Source organism: Thioclava electrotropha, assembly GCF_002085925.2.
GTDB classification, from domain to species: domain Bacteria; phylum Pseudomonadota; class Alphaproteobacteria; order Rhodobacterales; family Rhodobacteraceae; genus Thioclava; species Thioclava electrotropha.
Window position 1 is genome coordinate 1,533,733 of record NZ_CP053562.1, and the last position, 21,767, is coordinate 1,555,499.

The window sequence follows — 21,767 nt, forward strand, 5'->3', positions numbered from 1 at the left end:
GCGCGGAGCACGGCCTAGATCATTCGGCGGTCAGCAGGCGCGGCTTGGAGCCGGAGATCCGCTTCTTGCCCGGTTCCTCGACCTTGATGACGATCTTGTCGTCCTTGATCGAGACCTTGGCGACGCCGCCCTTGGTGAGCTTCCCGAAGAGCAGCTCTTCGGCGAGCGGCTTCTTGATATGCTCCTGAATGACCCGGCCCAGCGGACGCGCGCCCATCTTGTCGTCGTAGCCCTTCTCGGCGAGCCAGTTCGCGGCAGCCGGGGTGAGCTCGATATGGACGTTGCGGTCGATGAGCTGCGCTTCGAGTTGCAGCACGAACTTGTCGACCACCTGCAGGATCACCTCGCGCGGCAGCGGCGCGAAGCTGACCACCGCGTCCAGACGGTTGCGGAACTCGGGCGTGAAGGTCCGCTCGATCGCGGCCGTATCTTCGCCCTCGCGCCGATCGCGCCCGAAGCCGATTGCGGTCTTCGCCTGTTCTGCGGCGCCCGCATTCGAGGTCATGATCAGGATCACATTGCGGAAGTCGACGGTCCGGCCGTTATGGTCGGTGAGCTTCCCGTGATCCATCACCTGCAGCAGGATGTTGTAGACATCCGGGTGCGCCTTTTCGATCTCGTCGAGCAGCAGCACGCAATGCGGGTGCTGGTCGACGCTGTCGGTCAGCATGCCGCCCTGATCGAAGCCGACATAGCCCGGAGGCGCGCCGATCAGACGCGAGACCGCGTGCTTCTCCATGTATTCCGACATGTCGAAGCGCATCAGTTCCACGCCGAGCGTATCGGCGAGCTGCTTGGCGACCTCGGTCTTGCCGACGCCGGTCGGACCCGCGAAGAGGTAGTTGCCGATCGGCTTCTCCGGCTCGCGCAGACCCGCACGGGCCAGCTTGATCGCGGAGGAGAGCGTCTCGATCGCCTTGTCCTGACCGAACACGACGCGCTTGAGGGACTTCTCGAGATCCTTGAGCACCTCGGCATCGTCCTTCGAGACCGATTTCGGCGGGATCCGCGCGATCTTGGCGACGACCGCCTCGATCTCTTTCGGGCCGATGGTCTTGCGCCGCTTGCTTTCGGCCACGAGATGCTGGGCCGCGCCCGCCTCGTCGATCACGTCGATCGCCTTGTCGGGCAGCTTGCGGTCATGGACATAACGCGCCGACAGCTCCACCGCCGTCTTGATGGCGTCGTTGGTGTAGCGAATGTCGTGGTGCTTCTCGAAATAGGGCTTCAGACCCATCAGGATCTTGATGGAATCCGGCACCGACGGCTCGTTCACGTCGATCTTCTGAAACCGGCGGCTCAGCGCGCGGTCCTTCTCGAAGTGCTGGCGGAACTCCTTGTAGGTGGTGGAGCCCATGGTGCGCAGCTTGCCGCCCTGAAGCGCGGGCTTCAGGAGGTTGGACGCATCCATCGCGCCACCCGAGGTCGCGCCAGCCCCGATCACGGTGTGAATCTCGTCGATGAAGAGGATCGCGTCGGGATGCTCTTCAAGCTCCTTCACGACAGCCTTCAGACGCTCTTCGAAGTCGCCGCGATAGCGGGTGCCCGCGAGCAAAGCGCCCATATCGAGCGAGTAGATCGTCGAATTGGCGAGGATCTCCGGGGTTTCGCCGCGCGTGATCTTCAGCGCGAGGCCTTCCGCAATCGCGGTCTTGCCCACGCCGGGATCGCCCACCAGAAGCGGGTTGTTCTTGCGGCGGCGGCACAGCACCTGAATGCAGCGCTCCACCTCGTGTTCGCGCCCGATCAGCGGGTCGACATCGCCCTTCTCGGATTTCGCGTTGAGGTTCACGCAGTATTTCTCGAGCGCGGAATCCTTGGCTTCGGCCTGGGTTGCCCCTTCCGCCTTGGCCTCTTCCTCGGCGCCCGACACCGGGCGGGTTTCGCCGAACTCGGGGTCCTTCGCCACGCCATGCGCGATAAAGTTCACCGCGTCGTAGCGGGTCATGTCCTGCTCTTGCAGGAAGTAGGCGGCGTTGCTTTCGCGTTCCGCGAAGATCGCGACGAGCACATTGGCCCCGGTCACTTCCGAGCGGCCCGAGCTTTGGACATGGATGGCCGCGCGCTGGATCACGCGCTGGAAGGCGGCGGTCGGCACGGCTTCCGAACCTTCGATTTCGGTCACGAGGGTGGACAGCTCATCGTCGATGAACTCCACCAAGGTCTGGCGCAATTCGTCGGTGTCGACGGCGCAGGCCTTCATCACCCGCGCGGCGTCCGGCTCGTCGATCAAGGCGAGGAGCAGGTGTTCTAGCGTCGCGAGTTCATGCTTTCGGGCATTGGCGAGCGCCAGCGCCCCGTGGATTGCCTGTTCGAGCGTATTGGAAAACGACGGCATTATCTGCTCCTTTCCTCGGAGGGCGGCGCGGGAGGATACCCAGCCTAGTGTTGCCCTATAAGATTAAAGTTCGGTGGAAATCGCCGCGCTTCAAGTCTTTTCATGCCCAAAATCCGACCGGACTCCGATTCGTGCGGAAAAAACGGTCATTTAACGGGCGCGACGGTGCAGGGATACCGATGAGGCGCGCAATATCTTGGGGGGTTGCGTGTGACCTCTCCCATATGGGGAGGGTTTTCGCGCGTTCAAGCGTAGTGCCGGTTACTTGGGCGACTCGCCGCGGCTTTCAGCGGTGTCGTATTGCGTGTCCTCATAGACCGGCGGACGGCGCGCGGTGCTCTGGTGCAATTCCGCGGCCAGTTCGGCCTCTTCGGGGTCGGTGTTGCCCCCGCGCGCAGGCGTGTCTTCGGCGCGCGCCGCGGGCGGCGATTTGGTCGAGGGCTCCTCAGCGGATGTATTCTCGTCGTCGTCGTCGTCGTCGACTTCTTCGTCGAGCTCCGCCTCGGTATGGGCGGCAGGCGAATGCTCCAAAAGCAGCGCCATGATGTCGGTCCGGGTCAGGATCCCGACGAGCCGTCCGCTTTCGGTCACCGGCACGACGCGCGCCTCGCGCCGGGCCAGCCGTTCGAGCAATTCGCCCACCGGCGTATCGCCCTCGACCGTCTCGATATCGGTATGGAAGATCGCGCGGACCTCTGCCTCGGGCGGGGCCGCGCGAAAGCGCAAGGGGCGGCGCAGGATGTCGAATTCCTTGAACAGTTCCTCCAGCGCGTCGTGCTGATCGACCACGCCGAGGTAATAGCCGGAATTATCGACCACCGGCAGCGTGTGCACGTTAAGCGCGGTCATCTTGCGCACAATCTCGGACAGCGGCGCTTCGGGGCTGACGGTGACGGGGTTCTGCGTCATCAGATCGCGGACATGGGTGTCGGCGAGAAGGGACTCGGCGGCGCGGTGTTCGGCCACCGCCATCAGCCGCGCCAGATCTGCCGGGTCCATATTGGCCGATTGGTTGAACTCGACCAGCAGGTTCGACAGATCGCGCTGGCTCAGCGAGCGGGCCGGGCCGCGGGCGCGTCCGACATGGGCCGGATGATAGGCGAGCGGGCGCGTCGGGTAGGAAATGCCGAACAGCCGGTTCCAGAGCATCGCGAAACCGATCATCAGCACGGTCATCACCGCGATCGGGAAGATCGCGAAATCGAAGCCGAGCCGTCGTCCCGCCTCGTGTTCCAAAACCACCAGCAGCGCGATCCCGGCTGCGGGCGGATGCAGTGCGCGCGCCGCCATCATCGCCGCGATCGACCCGCCGACCGCCAGCCCGTCCGCATAGGGCGGCGGGGTCACCATCAGCACCGCGACCGGCACCACGGCAGAGATCATCATCCCCATCATCGCGGACCACGGCTGCGCCAGAGGCGAATTCGGCAAAACGAACAAGAGCACCGCCATCGAGGCGAAGCTGGAGACGAGGTAGATCCCCGCCTGACGCGAATGGGGCAGGGTGGCCACGATGAAGGTCACGACGAGGATCGCCACACCTGCGCCAACCGCGCCCCGCAGAATGTCGACCGCGGGCCTGCGCCCCATGGAGGGACCGAAGCGGCGCAACTGGCGGCGGACATTCTTGGGCAAGTGTGAGATCGGCATCGGTTCGCTGGGTTGAAAAAGGTGCGACAGGTATCGCGCCTGCCACGCGCGGATGCAAGCGCGGGGGCGGTGAGAGGGCATGGCGGTTGATGGTCGGACGGCACCGCAAGGGCGTCTGACATCTTGCCATCATGCGCGGTGCCTCTATGGTGCGGCGCGACTTTACAGGCGGGACGCAAAACGGGGAGAGCGCGATGGCCGGACCGATAGACAAGACGCTGCGCGCGGCGAAGGCCCATGCGAAAAGCGGAGCCTTTGCCGAGGCCGAGGCGCTCTATCGCGAGGTGCTGGCGCGGTTTCCCGGCAACAAGCGCGCGCAGGCCGGGCTGGTCGAGATCGCGCAGACCCGCGCCTCCACCCGTCCGATGAACCCACCGCGCCCGGTGATCGACCAGCTCTTCGGCCTTAAGAAGTCGGGCCGTGACCGCGAGGCCGCCGAGGCCGCCGCCCGTGTCCTCAAGCAATTCCCGCGGGCTCCGGCTGCGATGGAAGTCCGTGCAGCGGCGCTCTCGGCGCTGGACGATCACGAGGGCGCGGCGGCGCTTTATCGCGAACTGGTGGGCATGTTTCCTGACGCGCCCGACGCGCATGGCAGCTACGGCAACGAGTTGATGGCGCTGAACCGCGACGACGAGGCCGTGGCCGAGTTCGAGCGCGTGTTGGAATTACGGCCCGGCGATCCGGTTTCGCTCAATAACATCGGCAATGCGAAACGCCGGGCGGGTGACGACAAGACCGCGCGCAAACTTTATCACGCCGCCCATGAGGCTGCGCCCGATTTCGCCGAGGCACAGCTGAATCTGGGGAATATGCTGGCGAAAGATGGAGAGCTGGAGGAGGCGGAATTCCACCTCAAGGCCTTCTTGCACAAAGTGCCCGATCACTATCTGACCCTGTCGTCGCTGGGCGATCTCCTTCTCGCAAAAGGCGACAAGCAATCGGCGCGCGAGAGTTACGAGCGCGCTTTGCACTACCGGCCCGGCTTCCCGGATGCACTCGCCGGGCTCGCCCATATCCAGCGCGCCACAGCGGACGATCCGCTTTTCGATGCGCTCACGGCTTCGCTCGCGCAGCCGGGCCATAGCGCGAAGCAACGCGCGGGGCTCGAATTCGCACTTGGCAAGCTGCGCGAGGAGTCGGGCGAGACCGAGGCTGCTTTCGATCATTACACGCGCGGCAATGCGCTGCGCAAAGAGGCTCAGGGCTACACCATTGCGCGCGACGTGGAGCGTTTCGCTCAGATCAAACAGGCGTTTCCCGCTCCGCCCGCCGAATTCGCCGAAGCCGCGCCTGACGGTCCCGAGCCGATCTTCATCGTCGGCCTGCCGCGCTCGGGCACGACCCTGACCGAGCAGATCATCTCGGCGCACCCGCAGGTCGCACCGGGCGGAGAGCTGACCGAGCTGAGCCAACAGTTCAACGAGTTCGACTGGACCGCCCCCGGTCTGCTGGCGCAGAAAGCACCCGAGATCCGCGCCGAGTATCGCGAGAAACTGCGTAAGCTCGGGCAGGGCGCGCCCTTCGTGACCGACAAGATGCCGCTCAATTTCCGCTGGCTGGGCGCGATCCGGGCGCTTTTCCCGCAGGCGAAGATCGTCCACACCAACCGCGACCCGCGTGCGGTGATCTGGTCGATCTTCCGGCTCAATTTCAGCTCCGACGGCAATGATTACGCCTATGATCTGGACGATCTCGTTGCCTATCATGGCCTCTATCGCGACCTGATGGCGCATTGGCGCACGCTGTTCGGCGCGACGCTTTACGATCTCGATTACGAACAGCTGACCGCGACGCCGGAGCCGGTGATCCGCGACATGCTGGCCTATCTCGAACTGCCTTTCGACGAGGCGTGTCTGCGCCCGCAGGACAATACGCGCATCGCGCGCACCGCGTCGCGCGATCAGGTTACGAAACCGATCTACAAGGGCAGCTCGCAGGCGTGGGAGAAATTCGCGCCCCATCTGGAGGCAGCTTTCGCCAAGCTCGACTGAGTCCGGGCTTGTTTGTCACAGAATCGTCATTAACCTGTGAGGGCACTTAGGTAAGCCTCCCCCGATTCCCGAGCGGTTTCATTTTTTCCTTAGGTGCGCCTCGCGATGTTGTTGCGGCAGGTTTTCTGCCGCGCTCTTCATGGCGTGGGTGCTCGCAATGGTCGGGGGGCGATTTTGCGAGTGAAAGCCAATGGCTTGGTCCGTCGACAAGGTTCTGCTTGCTGCGCGCAGTCATGCAAAGCGTGGGGAATTTGCGCAGGCCGAGGCGCTTTACCGCGAAGTGCTCGGGCGGTTTCCCGGCAACAAGCGCGCGAAAGCGGGGCTTGAGGCACTGGGGCAGGCCAGCAAGACGAAACCCGCCGCGGGGCCGCCGCGCGCGCTGGTGCAGCAGTTGATGGGGCTGATGCAGACGGGGCGCAATCGCGAGTTGGTCGAGCAGGCGAACCGCGCGCTGCGGATCCATCCTGACACCATACTGTTGCTCGAATTCCGCGCGGCGGGGCAGGGGGCGCTTGGCGATCATGCCGGGGCGGCCGAGACCTATCGCCGCCTGATCGCCTTGCGTCCGGATCACGCCGACACGCATGGCAATCTGGGCAATGAGATGATGGAGCTGGGCCAGCACGAAGACGCAGTCGTTCAGTTCGAGCGCGTGTTGGCGCTGCGCCCACGCGATCCGGTCGCGCTCAACAATATGGGCAATGCGCTGCTCGCGCTCGGCCGCGAGGCCGAGGCGCGCACACGGTTCGAGGCCGCGCTCGAGGTCGCGCCGAATGATGTGCATATGCTCAATAATCTGGGCAACCTGCTGCTGAACGAGGGGGATTTCGCTGCGGCGCGGCTCCGGTTGGAAAAGGGGCTGTCGCTCGATCCGCACCATGTGTTGCTGTTGAACAATCTTGGCATCGTGCTTCTCGCCGAAGGCGATCTGGCGGGGGCGCAGACGCGGTTCGAGGGGGCGCTGGCCGCTGACCCGAGTTATGCCGAGGCCTGGTGGAACCTCTCGCCCCTGCATCGCTTCGTACCCGATGACCCGCTGCTTTCGCAACTCGAGACGCAGGTCGCGACGGAAGGCCATTCGGAGCATGACCGGATGCTGCTCGAATTCGCGCTGGCAAAGGCGCAGCATGATGTGGGCAGGTCCGAGCGGGCCTTCGCGCTCTGGCACTCGGCCAATGCCCGGCGCAAGGCCGAGCTGGGCTATGACATCGCGCAGGATCGCACGCTGTTTGCGCAGCTGCGCGACCGGTTTGCCGAAGCTTATCCGCCGATCCCCGAGACCGAGGCCGACCGGGCTGCCCCGGTGCCGATCTTCCTGCTGGGCCTGCCGCGTTCGGGCACGACGCTGGTCGAGCAGATCGTCACCCAGCACAGTCAGGTCGCGCCCGGCGACGAGATCGCCACGCTCGACCGCGAGATGAGCGCGCTCGACTGGAGCGACCCGGAGTCCCTGACCCGGGAGGCGGGGCGGATCCGTGCCGCCTATTACGAGACGCTGACCGGGCTGGCCGATGGCAAGCCCTTCGTGACCGACAAGATGCCGCTCAACTTCCGCTGGATCGGCGCGATCCGGGCGCTGTTTCCGCGCGCGCTCATCGTGCATGTCCATCGTGATCCGCGCGCGACGCTCTGGTCGATCTATCGCAACTTCTTTTCCAGCGCGGGGAATGGCTACGCGCATGATCTGGACGATCTCGTGACCTATCACGGGCTCTATCGCGATCTGATGGCGCATTGGGCGACGCAGCCCGGCACGATCGTCGATTGCGACTACGAGGCGCTGACGGAAGACCCCGAGGCGCGCAGCCGTGCGCTGATCGAGGCGCTCGGGCTGCCTTGGGAGGACGCCTGCCTGCGCCCTCAGGACAACGTCCGCACGGTTGCGACCACGTCGAACACGCAGGTGCGCAAGCCGATCTACAAGGGCAGCTCGCAGGATTGGGAGAAATACGCCCCGTACTTGAAGGCGGCTTTCGCGAAGCTCGACTAAGCGCTGGCTTGCGGCGCGCGGTGGGCGCGCTAATCTGCCCGGACCTCTAGGAAAGCCCCGCGATGCCCGAGTTGTCCCAAATCTTCGCTTTCGGTGCCGTGGCGCTGGCCATGGTGCTGAGCCCCGGTCCCAACATGATCTATCTGGTCTCGCGCACGATCTGTCAGGGGCGAGGCGCGGGGATGATCTCTCTGGGTGGGGTGGCGCTGGGTTTCGTCTTCTACATGCTTTGTGCGGCCTTCGGGATTACTGCGATCGTGCTCGCCGTCCCGTATGCCTACGACGCGCTGCGGATTGCCGGGGCGCTCTATCTGCTCTGGCTGGCATGGCAGGCGGTGCGGCCGGGCGGGCGCTCGGCCTTTGAGACGCGCGAACTGCCCATGGACGGGCCGCGCAAGCTGTTCGTGAGGGGCTTCGTCACCAACCTCCTCAATCCGAAGATCGCGGTGATGTATCTGTCGCTGCTGCCGCAATTCATCGACCCTGCGGCGGGATCGGTGCTGGCGCAGTCACTGGCGCTGGGCGCAGTGCAGATCGTCATCTCGGTGGGTGTGAATGCTGCAATCGTGATGGGCGCCGGCGCGATGGCCCGGTTCCTCGCGACGCGCCCGCTCTGGATGCGGGTGCAACGCTGGGCGATGGGGACGGTGCTCGCCGCGCTGGCGCTGAGCGTGCTGCGCGACGCGCGACGGTGAGACCTAGAACCGGTCCTTGCGAGCGCGCGCTTCGGTGAAGACTTCGACCGGCGTTGCGCTTTCGGGCAGGCCGAGCGCCGCGCGCAGTTTCGGATCGTCGCCGCGCAGGAACGGGTTGGTCGCTTTCTCCAGACCCAGTTCGACCGGAACGGTGGGGCGGGCCTGAGCGCGAATGGCGCGGACATTCTCCATCCGGTCGATGAGGTTCGGGTTCTCCGGTTCGATCGAGAGCGCGAAGCGACCATTTGCCTCAGTATATTCATGCCCTGAACAGACCAGCGTCTCGTCGGGCAACTCGCTAAACCGCGACAACGTGTCATACATCTGTTGCGCCGAGCCCTCGAAGAGACGCCCGCAGCCCCAACTCATCAGGCTGTCGCCGGAAAACAGCAGGCCGCCCTCGGGGAAGTAATAGGCGATATGGCCGACCGTATGCCCATCGGCGGGCAGAACCTCGACATGCTCCATCCCGATCGCGAGTTTTTCGCCGGGCGAAACCTCCTGATCGAGCTTGGGCAGACGATGCGCATCCGCCTTGGCCCCCACGATTTTCGCCCCCGTTGCCGCTGACAGCGCCTGAACGCCATCGATGTGATCGGCGTGATGATGCGTCAGCAGGATCAGATTCGCTTTCCAGCCCCGTTCGTTCAGCGCCTTCAGAACGGGCGGCGCTTCGGGAACGTCGATCACGGTGGTTGTGTCCGTCGCCGCCTCGTGCACGACATAGGCATAGTTGTCGGCGAGACAGGGAATGATGAGAAGCTCAACGGCCATGGTGTTTTCTACCGCTTTGATTATCTTGGCACATAGCTAAGCCGAAGGAAGCGAAAGGCGCAATGCATCTCGACGTACTCGACCTGCGGAATTTCTACTACCGGACCCAGCTAGGCCGTGCGGCGCAGCGGGCAATCCGGGATCGCGTTGTTTCCATGTGGCCCGCGACGGGGCCGCAGATGGCGGGGCAGACGGTGGCGGGTTACGGCTTCGCGGTGCCGCTGCTGCGTCCTTATCTGGAGCCTGCGCGCCGGGTGATCGGGTTGATGCCGGCCGAGCAGGGCGTAATGCCTTGGCCTGCGGGGATGCCCAATGTCTCGGTCCTGTGCGACGAGGCGCGCTGGCCGCTGGAGACGGGCCGGGTGGACCGGCTGATCGTGATGCACGGGCTCGAAACCTCCGACAATTCCGAGGCCCTGATGCAGGAATGCTGGCGGGTGCTGGGGCCGGGGGGCAGGGCGCTGTTCATCGTGCCCAACCGCGCCGGGCTCTGGGCGCCGCGCGAAACCACGCCCTTCGGTTTCGGCAAGCCCTACACGCTGGGACAGCTCGACCAGCTCGCACGGCGGTCCGGCTTCGTGCCCGAGCGCCATACCGGCGCGCTCTACATCCCGCCGAGCCATCGCCGCTTCTGGCTGCGCTCGGCCGCGATGTGGGAGCGGCTGGGCACCAAGGCGGCGGGCGTGCTGGCGGCGGGCGTGGTGATGCTCGAAGTCTCCAAACAGGTCCATGCGCGCCATGATTCCGGCCTCGGTGCGCGGGTCCGCAAACCGCTGTCGATTCTCGAAGGGGCGGTAAAACCGGCGACGGACCCGGCCTGACACGGAGTTAATGCCTCCCGCGGGAAAAACAGTCGAGACGCAACAATCACGTTCGCGTACCGCCCGTCGCGCAACTCTCATGTGTTCCGTCGCGGGAGGCGGATAATTATCGAACTGCCAACGCGTATTGAGGTGAATCACCCCCGCACGGCGTTCCGTGACCAACCGGTCCAAATTCCTGTTAGCGCCCACAAAATCCTCCCGTCCCTGTCACCTTCCCGCGACGAAGGGCAGATTGGAGTGCTTCTGCTCACATTCTCGTGCTCAAGATGGTTGCGAGGGGGGGATTGCTCTGCTAGTGACCTCCCCGATAAGCGGCGCGGAGGGCATGTCTCAAGCGCGCCGGGGGAGCGCCCCATGGCCTGTTCCGGGTCGGGGCAAAACGCATCGGAAGGGTGGACGTGTCCGAACCAGCTTCGATTTCCGCAAGCATCGCCGGCCGCTATGCGCTGGCCATTTTTGAACTCTCGCGCGAAGCAAATGCCCTCGCCGCGCTCGAAGCCGATGTCTCCGCGCTGTCGGAGGCGCTGGCTGGCTCTGACGAGCTGCGTGAGGTGATTGCATCGCCGGTCTACACGCGCGACCAGCAGGCCGCCGCAATCGGCGCTCTGGCAGGTAAGATGGGCCTGTCGGACCCGATGAAGAACGGCCTGCAACTGATGGGCGCCAAGCGTCGTCTCTTCGTGCTGCCGCAGCTGCTCAAGGCGCTGTCGGACCTGATCGCGGACGAGAAGGGCGAAGTGACCGCAGATGTCACCTCGGCCAGCAAGCTCAGCGCCGCACAGGCCAAGAAGCTCGCCGAAGTGCTGAAGAACCAGACGGGCAAGACCGTCAAACTGAACACCGCCGTCGATGAAAGCCTCATCGGTGGCATGATCGTAAAGCTGGGCTCGCGCATGGTCGACACGTCGATCCGTTCGAAGCTCGCTTCTCTCAAGAACGCCATGAAAGAGGTCGGATAAATGGGCATCCAAGCAGCTGAGATTTCTGCGATCCTCAAGGAGCAGATCAAGAATTTCGGGCAGGACGCCCAAGTGGCCGAAGTCGGTCGCGTGCTGTCGGTTGGCGACGGTATCGCGCGCGTCTACGGGCTCGACAACGTCCAGGCCGGTGAGATGGTTGAATTCCCCGGTGGTATCCGCGGGATGGCACTGAACCTCGAGACCGACAACGTCGGTGTCGTGATCTTCGGTTCGGACCAAGACATTAAAGAAGGCGACACCGTCAAGCGCACGAACTCCATCGTGGACGTGCCGGTCGGTGAAGCGTTGCTCGGCCGCGTGGTCGACGGTCTCGGCAACGCACTCGACGGCAAAGGCGCCATCGAAGCGAAAGAGCGTCGCGTCGCCGACGTGAAAGCTCCGGGCATCATCCCGCGTAAATCGGTTCACGAGCCGATGGCGACCGGCCTCAAGTCGGTTGACGCCATGATCCCGATCGGCCGTGGCCAGCGCGAGCTGATCATTGGCGACCGTCAGACCGGTAAGACCGCAATCGCGCTCGACACCATTCTGAACCAGAAGTCGTATAACGACGCCGATCCGTCCAACAAGCTGCACTGCTTCTACGTCGCGATCGGCCAGAAGCGCTCGACCGTGGCGCAGCTGGTGAAGAAGCTCGAAGAGACCGGTGCGATCGAATACACCACCGTGATCGCCGCGACCGCTTCGGACCCCGCGCCGATGCAGTACCTTGCGCCCTACACCGCGACCGCGATGGCGGAATACTTCCGCGACAACGGCATGCACGCGCTGATCATCTATGATGACCTCTCGAAGCAGGCTGTCGCCTATCGTCAGATGTCGCTTCTGCTGCGTCGCCCGCCGGGCCGCGAAGCTTACCCGGGCGACGTGTTCTACCTGCACTCCCGCCTGCTGGAGCGTTCGGCGAAGCTGAACGAAGACTTCGGCGCCGGTTCGCTGACCGCTCTGCCGGTCATCGAAACCCAGGGCGGCGACGTGTCGGCCTTCATCCCGACCAACGTGATCTCGATCACCGACGGTCAGATCTTCCTCGAGACGGAACTGTTCTACCAAGGTATCCGTCCCGCCGTGAACACCGGTCTGTCGGTGTCGCGCGTTGGTTCGTCGGCTCAGACGAACTCGATGAAGACCGTGGCAGGCCCGGTTAAGCTGGAACTGGCACAGTATCGCGAAATGGCGGCCTTCGCTCAGTTCGGCTCGGATCTCGACGCCGCAACTCAGAAGCTGCTGAACCGTGGTGCGCGCCTGACCGAGCTGATGAAACAGCCGCAGTATTCGCCGCTCACCAACGCGGAAATCGTGGCCGTCATCTTCGCCGGCACCAACGGCTTCCTCGATGGCATCCCGGTCTCCGAGGTCGGCAAGTTCGAACAGGGTCTGCTGGATTACCTGCGCAACTCGCGCAAGGACATCCTCGACTGGCTCACGAACGAGGATCCGAAGATCAAGGGTGACGCGGCCGACAAGCTGAAAGCCGCTATCGACGAATTCGCCAAGACCTACGCGTGATTGGCCTGAAAGGACAGGGACATGCCCAGCCTTAAGGACCTTAAAAACCGGATCGGAAGCGTCAAGAACACGCGGAAGATCACGAAGGCGATGCAAATGGTCGCCGCCGCAAAGTTGCGCCGCGCTCAAGAAGCGGCCGAAGCTGCGCGCCCCTATGCCGAGCGGATGCACTCCGTGATGGCGGGGCTCGCAAGTTCGGTCCAGGGCCGGGACAACGCGCCGCGCCTGCTTTCGGGCACCGGTTCGGACAAGGTGCAGCTTTTGGTGGTCATGACCGCCGAACGCGGCCTGTGCGGTGGCTTCAACGCCAATATTGCGAAGCTCGCGCGCCAGACGGCTGACAAGCTGCTGGCCGAGGGCAAAGAGGTGAAGATCCTCACCGTCGGCAAGAAAGGCCGCGATGCGCTGCGCCGTGAATACGGTCAGTACTTCATCGGCCACGTCGATCTGAGCGACGTCAAGCGCCTGAGCTATGACGACGCGCAGAAGATCGCCCGCGACCTGATCGGTCGCTTCGACAAGGGTGAATTCGACGTCGCGACGATCTTCTTCTCGATCTTCGAGAGCGTGATCGCGCAGCGCCCGACCGCGAAGCAGATCATCCCCGCTTCCTATGAACCGGAAGAGGGCGAAGAAACGCCGAGCGTCAATTACGACTACGAACCCAGCGAGACGCAAATCCTCGAGGATCTGCTGCCGCGTGGGGTCGCCACGCAGATCTTCACGGCTCTGCTGGAAAACGGTGCCTCGGAACAAGGTGCGCGGATGTCAGCGATGGACTCTGCGACGCGCAATGCGGGCGATATGATCGACAAGCTGACGATCGAATACAACCGCACGCGGCAGGCCGCGATCACCAAGGAACTCATCGAAATCATTTCGGGCGCCGAGGCGCTCTGACGGAACCGGAGAAAGACAGACATGGCAAGCAATGGTAAAGTGACCCAGGTCATCGGCGCCGTCGTCGACGTGCAGTTCGACGGCGAGCTGCCTGCGATCCTCAACGCGCTGGAAACCGAGAACAACGGCAAGCGCCTCGTTCTCGAAGTGGCTCAGCACCTCGGCGAAAACTCGGTGCGTACCATCGCAATGGACGCGACCGAAGGTCTCGTGCGCGGCGCCGGCGTGAAAGACACCGGCAAGCCGATCTCGGTGCCGGTCGGCAACGCGACCCTCGGCCGCATCCTGAACGTGATCGGCGAGCCCGTGGACGAGAAGGGCCCCGTGGAAGCGGACGAAACCCGCGCCATCCACCAGCCCGCGCCGAACTTCGAGAGCCAGGCGACCGCCTCGGAAATCCTCGTGACCGGCATCAAGGTTATCGACCTGCTCGCACCCTACTCCAAGGGTGGTAAGATCGGCCTGTTCGGCGGCGCTGGCGTCGGCAAGACCGTTCTGATCATGGAGCTGATCAACAACATCGCGAAGGTGCACTCGGGTTACTCGGTGTTCGCCGGTGTGGGCGAGCGGACCCGTGAAGGGAACGACCTCTACCACGAGATGATCGAATCCAACGTCATCAAGCCCGACGATCTGTCGAGCTCGCAGGTGGCTCTGGTCTACGGCCAGATGAACGAGCCTCCGGGTGCGCGTGCGCGTGTCGCTCTGACCGGCCTGACCCTGGCCGAGCAGTTCCGCGACCAGTCGGGGACCGACGTTCTGTTCTTCGTGGACAACATCTTCCGCTTCACGCAGGCAGGTTCCGAGGTGTCGGCACTTCTGGGCCGTATCCCCTCGGCAGTGGGCTACCAGCCGACGCTGGCCACCGACATGGGCGCGATGCAGGAACGCATCACCTCGACGAAAGCCGGCTCGATCACCTCGATCCAGGCCGTCTACGTGCCCGCGGATGACCTTACCGACCCGGCTCCGGCCACCACCTTCGCCCACCTTGACGCCACGACCGTTCTGTCGCGTGCGATCTCGGAACTCGGCATCTACCCGGCTGTGGACCCGCTGGACTCGTCCTCGCGTATCCTCGATCCGGGCATCGTCGGCGAAGAGCACTACAAGGTCGCCCGTCAGGTGCAGGAGATCCTTCAGCGCTACAAAGCTCTGCAGGACATCATCGCCATCCTCGGTATGGACGAACTGTCCGAAGAGGATAAGCTGACCGTGGCTCGTGCCCGTAAGATCCAGCGTTTCCTCTCGCAGCCCTTCGACGTTGCGAAAGTGTTCACCGGTTCGGACGGCGTTCAGGTTCCGCTCGAAGACACCATCGAGTCGTTCAAGGCGGTTGTTGCAGGCGAATACGATCACCTGCCCGAAGCAGCCTTCTACATGGTTGGCGGCATCGAGGACGTGAAAGCGAAAGCCGAGAAACTCGCCGCTGCGGCGTAAGGAGGCATTATGGCCGACACGATGCAATTCGATCTCGTTGCGCCCGAGCGCAAGCTGGCCTCGGAAGAGGCGGCGGTCGAGGTCATGGTGCCTGGTGCGGATGGTGACCTCACGGTCATGCCCGGCCACGCGCCGATGCTGACCACGCTGCGTCCCGGCAAGCTGACGATGGTGACGCGGTCGGAAACCCAGAGCTACGCGGTGACGGGTGGCTTCGCCGAGATCACCCCCGAGGGGATCACGGTTCTGGCCGAGCGTTCGCTGCCCGCGGAAGAGTTCACCAAGGAAGTCCACGATCGCCTGATCGAGGAAGCCCGCCGCGTCCATGACGAGGCGCATCCTTCGGTGGCCGACATGACCGCGAAGCTGCTGGCTGACATGGAGGCCCTCGGCTCGCATATGCTGAGCTGAGACCTCTCGCGAAAAGATTTAGGAAGCCCCGGATTTTCCGGGGCTTTTTATTGTCTGCAGTTGCGGTAAGCTCTGCCTCAGGTTGAATGAAAAAGGCCCTGTCTCGATGATCACGATCGAAAGCCACCGTCTGGGGATGCAACGCGGCTCGCTCGTGCTGTTCTCCGACTATCAGGATGGCGGCGCCATGTGGACGGGCGAGGGGCCGCGCGAGTTGCGCAAGAAGGTTGCCTTCCCCGAGCCGTTTCGTGCGACGCCGATGGTGCAGGTCTCGCTGTCGATGTGGGACGTGGACGGCAAGCACAATTCGCGGATGGATATCTCCAGCGACGGCGTCACGGCGGAGGGCTTCGTGATCGTCTTCCGCACCTGGGGCGACAGCCGTGTGGCGCGGGTGCGTGCGGACTGGCTGGCACTGGGCGGCGTCTCGCATGAGGATGACTGGGACATCGACTGATCCGCACCGACCATCCCATGAAAAACGCCCCGTCCATCGGCGGGGCGTTTTCCTTTGTGTGGGGGAGGGCGGTTCGCAAACCGCCCCACCGTAAGATCAGTCGAGCGCCTTGAAGTTCAGCGCCGCGCCTTCGTCCTTGATGCCCGAGAACCAACGCGCCGTGACGGTCTTGGTCTTGGTGTAGAAGCGGAAGGCGTCCGGGCCGTACTGGTTGAGGTCACCGAAGGCCGACTTCTTCCAGCCGCCGAAGGTGTAGTAGCTCAGCGGAACCGGGATCGGGAAGTTGATGCCGACCATGCCGACATTGACGTTCGCGGCGAAGTCGCGTGCCACATCGCCATCGGCAGTGTAGATCGCGGTGCCGTTGCCGTAGGGGCTGTCGATGACCAGATCGAGCGCTTCGTCATAGGACTTCGTGCGCACCATCGACAGGACCGGGCCAAAGATTTCCTCTTTGTAGATGTCCATGTCGGGGGTGACGTTGTCGAAGAGCGACGGGCCGACGAAGAAGCCGTCCTCATAGCCCTGCAGCGAGAAGTCGCGGCCGTCGACCACGAGGTTCGCACCCTGATCGACACCCGAATTGATGAGCGACTTGATCCGCTCCTGCGCCTGCTTGGTGATGACGGGGCCGTAATCCACGTCGTCGCCGCCGGTATAGGGGCCGACTTTCAGCTTCTCGATCTTCGGAACGAGACGCTCAACGAGCGCATCCGCCGTGCCGTCGCCCACCGGAACCGCAACCGAGATCGCCATGCAGCGCTCGCCAGCGGCGCCATAGCCCGCGCCGATCAGCGCGTCGGCAGCCTTGTCCATATCCGCATCGGGCATGATGATCATGTGGTTCTTCGCACCGCCGAAGCACTGCGCGCGCTTGCCGTTGGTGGCTGCGCGACCGTAGATGTATTGCGCGATCGGGGTCGAACCCACGAAGCCCACGCCCTGGATCGTCTCGTGATCGAGGATCGTGTCCACGGCTTCCTTGTCGCCGTTGACGACCTGCAGCACGCCATCGGGAAGACCGGCTTCCTGCGCCAGTTCCGCGAGCATGATCGCGGTGGTCGGCACGCGCTCGGACGGCTTGAGGATCATCGCGTTACCGGCCGACAGCGCCGGGCCCATTTTCCACAGCGGGATCATGGCGGGGAAGTTGAACGGCGTGATGCCGGCCACGACGCCCAGCGGCTGACGCATCGAGTAGAGGTCGATACCGGGGCCAGCGTCGCCCGTGTATTCGCCCTTGAGCATCGCCGGCGCGCCCATGCAGACCTCGATCACTTCGAGGCCACGCTGCACGTCGCCCTTCGCATCGGGGATGGTCTTGCCGTGCTCTTTCGACAGAGCCTCGGCGAGCTTGTCCATGTCGCGCTCGATCAGCTGACCGAATTTCATCATCACGCGCGCGCGGCGCTGCGGGTTGACCTTCTGCCATTCCAGCTGCGCTTTCGCGGCGTCCGCGATTGCCGCATCCAGCTCGGCCGGAGTGGCCAGCGCGACCTTGGCGATCTGCTCGCCGGTGGCGGGGTTGAAGACTTCGCCGAAGCGGCCCGAAGTGCCCGCAACGCGCTTGCCGTTGATCCAGTGACCGATTTCTTCCATGAGACGCTCCTCCTACAGATAATCTTGGCTTGGGCGCACTCTAGCCTTGCGAAAATGAGCATAAAAGAGGAAGTAGCTCAAAAGCGTTTTGCATTTTTGCAAAGAGGAGCGCGATATGGACTGGGACGACCTGCGGATTTTCCTTGCCGTCGCACGGGCTGAGAGCCTGTCGGGCGCCGGGCGGCGTTTGAAGCTGGACGCGGCCACGGTGGGGCGGCGCATCGCGCGGCTCGAAGAAGGGGTGGGGGCGAAGCTCTTCGTGAAATCGCCACAGGGCTATGCGCTCTCCGAGTCGGGCGATCGGCTCCTGCCGCATGCCGAGGCGGCGGAGCAGGTCTTCGCGGGTGCCGATGAGGAACTGTCCGGCATCGCGGGCCAGTTGACGGGGCAGTTGCGGATCGGTGCGCCCGATGGCTGCGCGAATTACCTTCTGCCACAGGTCTGCGCGAAGATCGCCGAAGACAATCCCGGGCTGGAGATCCAGGTCGTCGCCCTGCCGCGGGTCTTCAACCTCTCGAAACGCGAGGCGGATATGGCGATCGCGGTCTCGCGCCCGACCGCAGGCCGCCTGACCGTGCAGAAGCTGAGCGACTATCACCTCAGCCTCGCCGCCCATCGCGACTATCTCGCGAAGGCGCCGCCGATCACCTGCAAGGAAGATCTGCGCCATCACCGGATGATCGGTTACATCCCCGACATGATTTTCGACAAGGAGCTGGATTACTTCGCCGAGACCGAGGCCGAGGTGATGGGGCTGGCGTCGAATTCAGCGGCCGTGCAGACGCGGATGATCGAGGCGGGTGCAGGCGTGGGGATCGTCCATGATTTCGCGATCCCCTTCGCGCCGGGCGTTCAACGGGTGCTGGGCGACGAGATCCGGCTCAATCGCGCCTTTTGGTTGATCCGCCATGCCGATGACCGCCGATCCGAGCGCCTGACGCGCTTCGCCGAAGCGCTGGGGCAGGGGCTTCGCGACGAGGTCGCGCGGCTCGAACACGCTGCGGTTGAAATATAACTGGCGGCCCCGTGAACCGCAAAGCCGTTGACAAATCTATGAAAGCAGTGGGACGCTTGGGTTTAGACGACGTTTTTCAAGGAGACGCCGATGCAGGTTATGCAGATTCTCAAGAACAAGGGCGAGATGGAAGTTTTCACCGTCGCCCCCGACATGAAGCTGAGCGAGGTGATTGCCACGCTTTCTTCGAAACGCATCGGTGCGGTGATCGTCTCGCAAGACGGGGAAACCGTCGACGGGATCGTCTCGGAACGCGACGTCGTGCGTGAAATCGCGCGGCGCGGTGCCGATTGTCTGGTGATGACCGCCGGAGATGTTATGACTCGCGACGTCAAGCATTGCGCCCCGATGGACAGCACCGAAGAGGTGATGAGCCTGATGACCGAGGGCCGCTTCCGCCACATGCCCGTGCGCGAGAACGGCAAGATGGTCGGCGTGATCTCGATCGGGGACGTGGTCAAGGCGCGTCTGAACGAGCTCCATATGGAGAAAGAGTCGCTTCAGGGCATGATCATGGGCAACTGATGCCGCATTGCGGCACCTTCCCGCTTGCATTTAGCCACGCAATATAGTTGCGTGCGCTGAGCTTTTTGGCGGGCGACGAGGGAGGATGCCATGCGGATCGGTCTTTACCCCGGAACTTTCGATCCGGTCACGCTGGGCCACCTCGATATCATCGAGCGCGCGATGGCTCTGGTGGACCGGCTCGTGATCGGGGTCGCGATCAACCGGGACAAGGGGCCGCTTTTCTCGCTCGAGGAACGCGTCGCCATGCTTCAGGACGAATGCGCGAAGATCACCGACCGCCGCGGCGGGGAGATCGTCGTCCATCCCTTCGAAAATCTGCTGATCGACTGCGCCAAGGATGTCGGCGCCAGCGTGATCGTGCGCGGCCTGCGCGCGGTGGCCGATTTCGAATATGAATTCCAGATGGTCGGGATGAACCGCGCGCTCGACGCCTCGGTCGAGACGGTGTTCCTGATGGCCGATGCACGGCGTCAGGCGATCGCCTCGAAGCTGGTGAAGGAGATCGCGCGGCTCGACGGGGATGTGTCGAAATTCGTCACCCCCGCCGTGCGCGATGCCTTGGTCAAGGCTTACGCCAACCGCTGATCAGCCGTTCGAGGCGGACTTGCCCGACGTGCTGCTCTGCTGCATCTGAGTGCTGCCGCTCGCGTTTGCCGAGGATTTCGTGGCGTTGCCCGCCTGCTGCGGCAGGTTATCTAGCCCCCATTGGTCGATCACGACGGAATCCTCGACGCCTTTCAGCGCAAGGTTCGCTTCGTAGTAATTGCCCGACTTGATGAGCTTCGATGCGTCCTGCAGGTGGGCGAGCGACGCCTTCGCGGGCACCATCGCCGCCGAGATCGACACGTCGATATCGTTGTCTTTCAGCGTCTTGGCGGCGGCTTTTGCGTTCCCCTGCGCCATCTGCTGATTGGCCTTGCCGACCGCTTTCTGGTTGTCCGGCGTGACCGTGAAGCTTTCGCCAAGTGCAATGGAGCTGTCGAAGGGCAGGTAGGTCACGCCTTTCTTGCCCGCTTTCGAGGGCACGCCCCATTTGCTCTCGGCCTTCTCGGCGGACTGCATTTTCGCGGTGGCGTCCTTGGTCATCTTGGTCGCCATGTTGGTATTGCCATCGAAGATCGCCAGACGCGCCGCGCGCACTTCGCGCATCGCCGTGTAGGCGTCATTGACCGTGGTCAGCAAGTCCTTGTCGGTCGAGCTTGCCGTGGTCTGCGAGACAGCGTCATTACCTTGGCTCCGCGCGCTCTGCATCGCGGTGCCGCTCGAATTGCTGCTGGCGTTGGTCGTGGCGGCATTGGCCATCTCAAAGCTCGCGGGGCCCGCGATCAGCGCGGAGGAGAGGGCGAGGGCGAGGAATTTCTTGCTGCGTTCCATGGGATATTCCCTTTCGTGACGGGGTTCAGCTAAGGCGGAGGCGCCGGGCGGCGCGCTCCATGACCCAGAAACGTCCCGGATTTCAAAGGGTTCTATCACCATGCATCAAGGCTCGCGGCGCGGGTGAGAGGGCGCGTGCATGCTCTGCGAGCCGTGTGTGAGGGGTGAACGAAAAAGGGCGGCCCAAGATGGTCCGCCCCTTCGTCATGTTCGCAATGTCCGGGGCTGCGCCCCGATCACGCTCAGATCAGCTTGCCCATCGCGACGGCGGTGTCCGCCATGCGGTTCGAGAAGCCCCATTCGTTGTCGTACCAGCTCAGGATACGGACCATGCGGCCTTCCATGACCTTGGTCTGGTCCATGTGGAAGATCGACGAATGCGGGTCGTGGTTGAAGTCGCTCGAGACGTTGGGCTTGTCGGTATAGCCGAGGATGCCCTTCATCGGGCCGTCAGCGGCTGCCTTGATCGCGGCATTGACCTCTTCGACACTGGTGTCCTTGCCGGCCTCGAAGACCAGATCGACGACCGAGACATTCGGCGTCGGCACGCGGATCGCGACGCCGTCCAGCTTGCCATTGAGTTCCGGCAGCACCAGACCCACGGCCTTCGCAGCGCCGGTCGAGGTCGGGATCATCGACAGCGCGGCCGCACGGGCGCGGTAGAGATCCTTGTGCATCGTGTCCAACGTCGGCTGGTCGCCGGTGTAGCTGTGGATCGTGGTCATGAAGCCCTTCTCGATCCCGATCGCGTCGTTCAGCGCCTTGGCGACGGGCGAGAGGCAGTTCGTGGTGCACGATGCGTTCGAGACGACGAGGTCGTCCGCGGTCAGCGCACCGTCGTTCACACCGAAGACGATGGTCTTGTCGGCGCCGCTGGCGGGGGCCGAGACCAGAACGCGCTTCGAGCCGTTCTCGAGGTGGAAGGCCGCCTTGTCGCGCGCGGTGAAGATGCCGGTGCATTCCAGCGCGACATCGACATCGCCCCAGGGCAGTTCTTTCGGGTCACGGATCGCAGTGACCTTGATCTTGCCGCGGCCTGCATCGATCCAGTCTTCGCCGGTCGTGACCTCATGGGGGAATTTGCCGTGCACGGAGTCGAATTGCAGCAGATGCGCGTTCGTCTCGACCGGGCCGAGATCGTTGATGGCGATCACTTCGATGTCGGTGCGCCCCGACTCGATGATCCCGCGCAGCACGTTGCGGCCGATGCGACCGAACCCGTTGATGGCAACTTTAACCGTCATATCCGTCTCCTCTGGCTGGCTGCCCGGCAGGGAGTTGCACGGGCAGGT

At 63.8% G+C, this 21,767-nt stretch carries 19 protein-coding genes; 13 read left to right on the forward strand and 6 right to left on the reverse strand.

Annotated elements, in window-relative coordinates:
* Positions 1–19 precede the first annotated feature (19 nt).
* Both clpA and AKL02_RS07325 read right to left on the reverse strand, forming a co-directional pair.
* Positions 20–2,338 carry an ATP-dependent Clp protease ATP-binding subunit ClpA gene (gene clpA, locus AKL02_RS07320; RefSeq protein ID WP_078519409.1) on the reverse strand — a complete coding sequence of 773 codons (2,319 nt, stop codon included), beginning with the start codon at positions 2,336–2,338 and terminating at the stop codon, positions 20–22.
* Between the two features lie 261 nt (positions 2,339–2,599).
* The gene (locus AKL02_RS07325) at positions 2,600–3,973 is read right to left on the reverse strand and encodes an HPP family protein (RefSeq protein ID WP_165756917.1); all 1,374 of its coding nucleotides are present in this window, start codon (positions 3,971–3,973) and stop codon (positions 2,600–2,602) included.
* A 209-nt stretch (positions 3,974–4,182) separates the two neighbouring features.
* On the opposite strand from AKL02_RS07325, the gene AKL02_RS07330 reads away from it, so the two are divergent.
* From AKL02_RS07330 to AKL02_RS07340, 3 genes are all read left to right on the forward strand, one after another.
* Complete coding sequence (locus AKL02_RS07330) at positions 4,183–5,979, forward strand: tetratricopeptide repeat-containing sulfotransferase family protein (RefSeq protein WP_165756918.1); 1,797 nt, start codon at positions 4,183–4,185, stop codon at positions 5,977–5,979.
* Between the two features lie 190 nt (positions 5,980–6,169).
* Entirely contained in the window at positions 6,170–7,969 is a 1,800-nt protein-coding gene (locus tag AKL02_RS07335; RefSeq protein ID WP_083075107.1) for a tetratricopeptide repeat-containing sulfotransferase family protein, read from the forward strand.
* Between the two features lie 62 nt (positions 7,970–8,031).
* Entirely contained in the window at positions 8,032–8,664 is a 633-nt protein-coding gene (locus AKL02_RS07340) for a LysE family translocator (protein WP_083075109.1), read from the forward strand.
* Between the two features lie 3 nt (positions 8,665–8,667).
* Here the strand turns inward: AKL02_RS07340 and gloB are convergent, their stop codons facing one another.
* On the reverse strand, positions 8,668–9,438 hold the full coding sequence (gene gloB / locus AKL02_RS07345) for a hydroxyacylglutathione hydrolase (protein WP_083075111.1): 771 nt from the start codon (positions 9,436–9,438) through the stop codon (positions 8,668–8,670).
* A 62-nt stretch (positions 9,439–9,500) separates the two neighbouring features.
* On the opposite strand from gloB, the gene AKL02_RS07350 reads away from it, so the two are divergent.
* The 7 genes from AKL02_RS07350 to AKL02_RS07380 all read left to right on the forward strand — a co-directional run bounded on the left by AKL02_RS07350 (position 9,501) and on the right by AKL02_RS07380 (position 15,959).
* Positions 9,501–10,259: a class I SAM-dependent methyltransferase gene (locus AKL02_RS07350; protein WP_078519404.1), complete on the forward strand. Its 759-nt coding sequence runs from the start codon at positions 9,501–9,503 to the stop codon at positions 10,257–10,259.
* A 401-nt stretch (positions 10,260–10,660) separates the two neighbouring features.
* Positions 10,661–11,221 (forward strand): F0F1 ATP synthase subunit delta, encoded by a 561-nt coding sequence (locus AKL02_RS07355; RefSeq protein ID WP_078519403.1) that lies wholly within the window; start codon positions 10,661–10,663, stop codon positions 11,219–11,221.
* Positions 11,222–12,751, forward strand: a complete 1,530-nt coding sequence (gene atpA / locus AKL02_RS07360; protein WP_083075114.1) for a F0F1 ATP synthase subunit alpha — start codon at positions 11,222–11,224, stop codon at positions 12,749–12,751.
* Between the two features lie 21 nt (positions 12,752–12,772).
* On the forward strand, positions 12,773–13,651 hold the full coding sequence (locus tag AKL02_RS07365) for a F0F1 ATP synthase subunit gamma (RefSeq protein WP_078539505.1): 879 nt from the start codon (positions 12,773–12,775) through the stop codon (positions 13,649–13,651).
* A 21-nt stretch (positions 13,652–13,672) separates the two neighbouring features.
* Positions 13,673–15,091 (forward strand): F0F1 ATP synthase subunit beta, encoded by a 1,419-nt coding sequence (atpD, locus tag AKL02_RS07370; protein WP_078519401.1) that lies wholly within the window; start codon positions 13,673–13,675, stop codon positions 15,089–15,091.
* A gap of 9 nt (positions 15,092–15,100) precedes the next feature.
* A complete protein-coding gene (locus AKL02_RS07375) occupies positions 15,101–15,502 on the forward strand; it encodes a F0F1 ATP synthase subunit epsilon (protein WP_078519400.1) in 402 nt (133 codons plus the stop codon).
* Between the two features lie 106 nt (positions 15,503–15,608).
* Positions 15,609–15,959, forward strand: coding sequence for an H-type lectin domain-containing protein (locus tag AKL02_RS07380; protein WP_083075116.1), 351 nt, complete (start codon positions 15,609–15,611; stop codon positions 15,957–15,959).
* Between the two features lie 96 nt (positions 15,960–16,055).
* Here AKL02_RS07380 and AKL02_RS07385 read toward each other — a convergent pair whose 3' ends face one another.
* Entirely contained in the window at positions 16,056–17,558 is a 1,503-nt protein-coding gene (locus AKL02_RS07385) for a CoA-acylating methylmalonate-semialdehyde dehydrogenase (protein WP_078519398.1), read from the reverse strand.
* A gap of 115 nt (positions 17,559–17,673) precedes the next feature.
* On the opposite strand from AKL02_RS07385, the gene AKL02_RS07390 reads away from it, so the two are divergent.
* The 3 genes from AKL02_RS07390 (at position 17,674) to coaD (ending at position 19,686) form a co-directional block, all read left to right on the forward strand.
* Positions 17,674–18,573: a LysR family transcriptional regulator gene (locus AKL02_RS07390; RefSeq protein WP_078519397.1), complete on the forward strand. Its 900-nt coding sequence runs from the start codon at positions 17,674–17,676 to the stop codon at positions 18,571–18,573.
* 90 nt (positions 18,574–18,663) lie between these two features.
* Positions 18,664–19,098 (forward strand): CBS domain-containing protein, encoded by a 435-nt coding sequence (locus AKL02_RS07395; protein ID WP_078519396.1) that lies wholly within the window; start codon positions 18,664–18,666, stop codon positions 19,096–19,098.
* A 90-nt stretch (positions 19,099–19,188) separates the two neighbouring features.
* Positions 19,189–19,686, forward strand: coding sequence for a pantetheine-phosphate adenylyltransferase (gene coaD / locus AKL02_RS07400; RefSeq protein ID WP_078519395.1), 498 nt, complete (start codon positions 19,189–19,191; stop codon positions 19,684–19,686).
* Here the strand turns inward: coaD and AKL02_RS07405 are convergent, their stop codons facing one another.
* Positions 19,687–20,475, reverse strand: a complete 789-nt coding sequence (locus AKL02_RS07405) for a YfdX family protein (RefSeq protein ID WP_165756919.1) — start codon at positions 20,473–20,475, stop codon at positions 19,687–19,689.
* A gap of 242 nt (positions 20,476–20,717) precedes the next feature.
* The gene (gene gap, locus AKL02_RS07410; RefSeq protein ID WP_078570277.1) at positions 20,718–21,719 is read right to left on the reverse strand and encodes a type I glyceraldehyde-3-phosphate dehydrogenase; all 1,002 of its coding nucleotides are present in this window, start codon (positions 21,717–21,719) and stop codon (positions 20,718–20,720) included.
* Positions 21,720–21,767 lie beyond the last annotated feature (48 nt).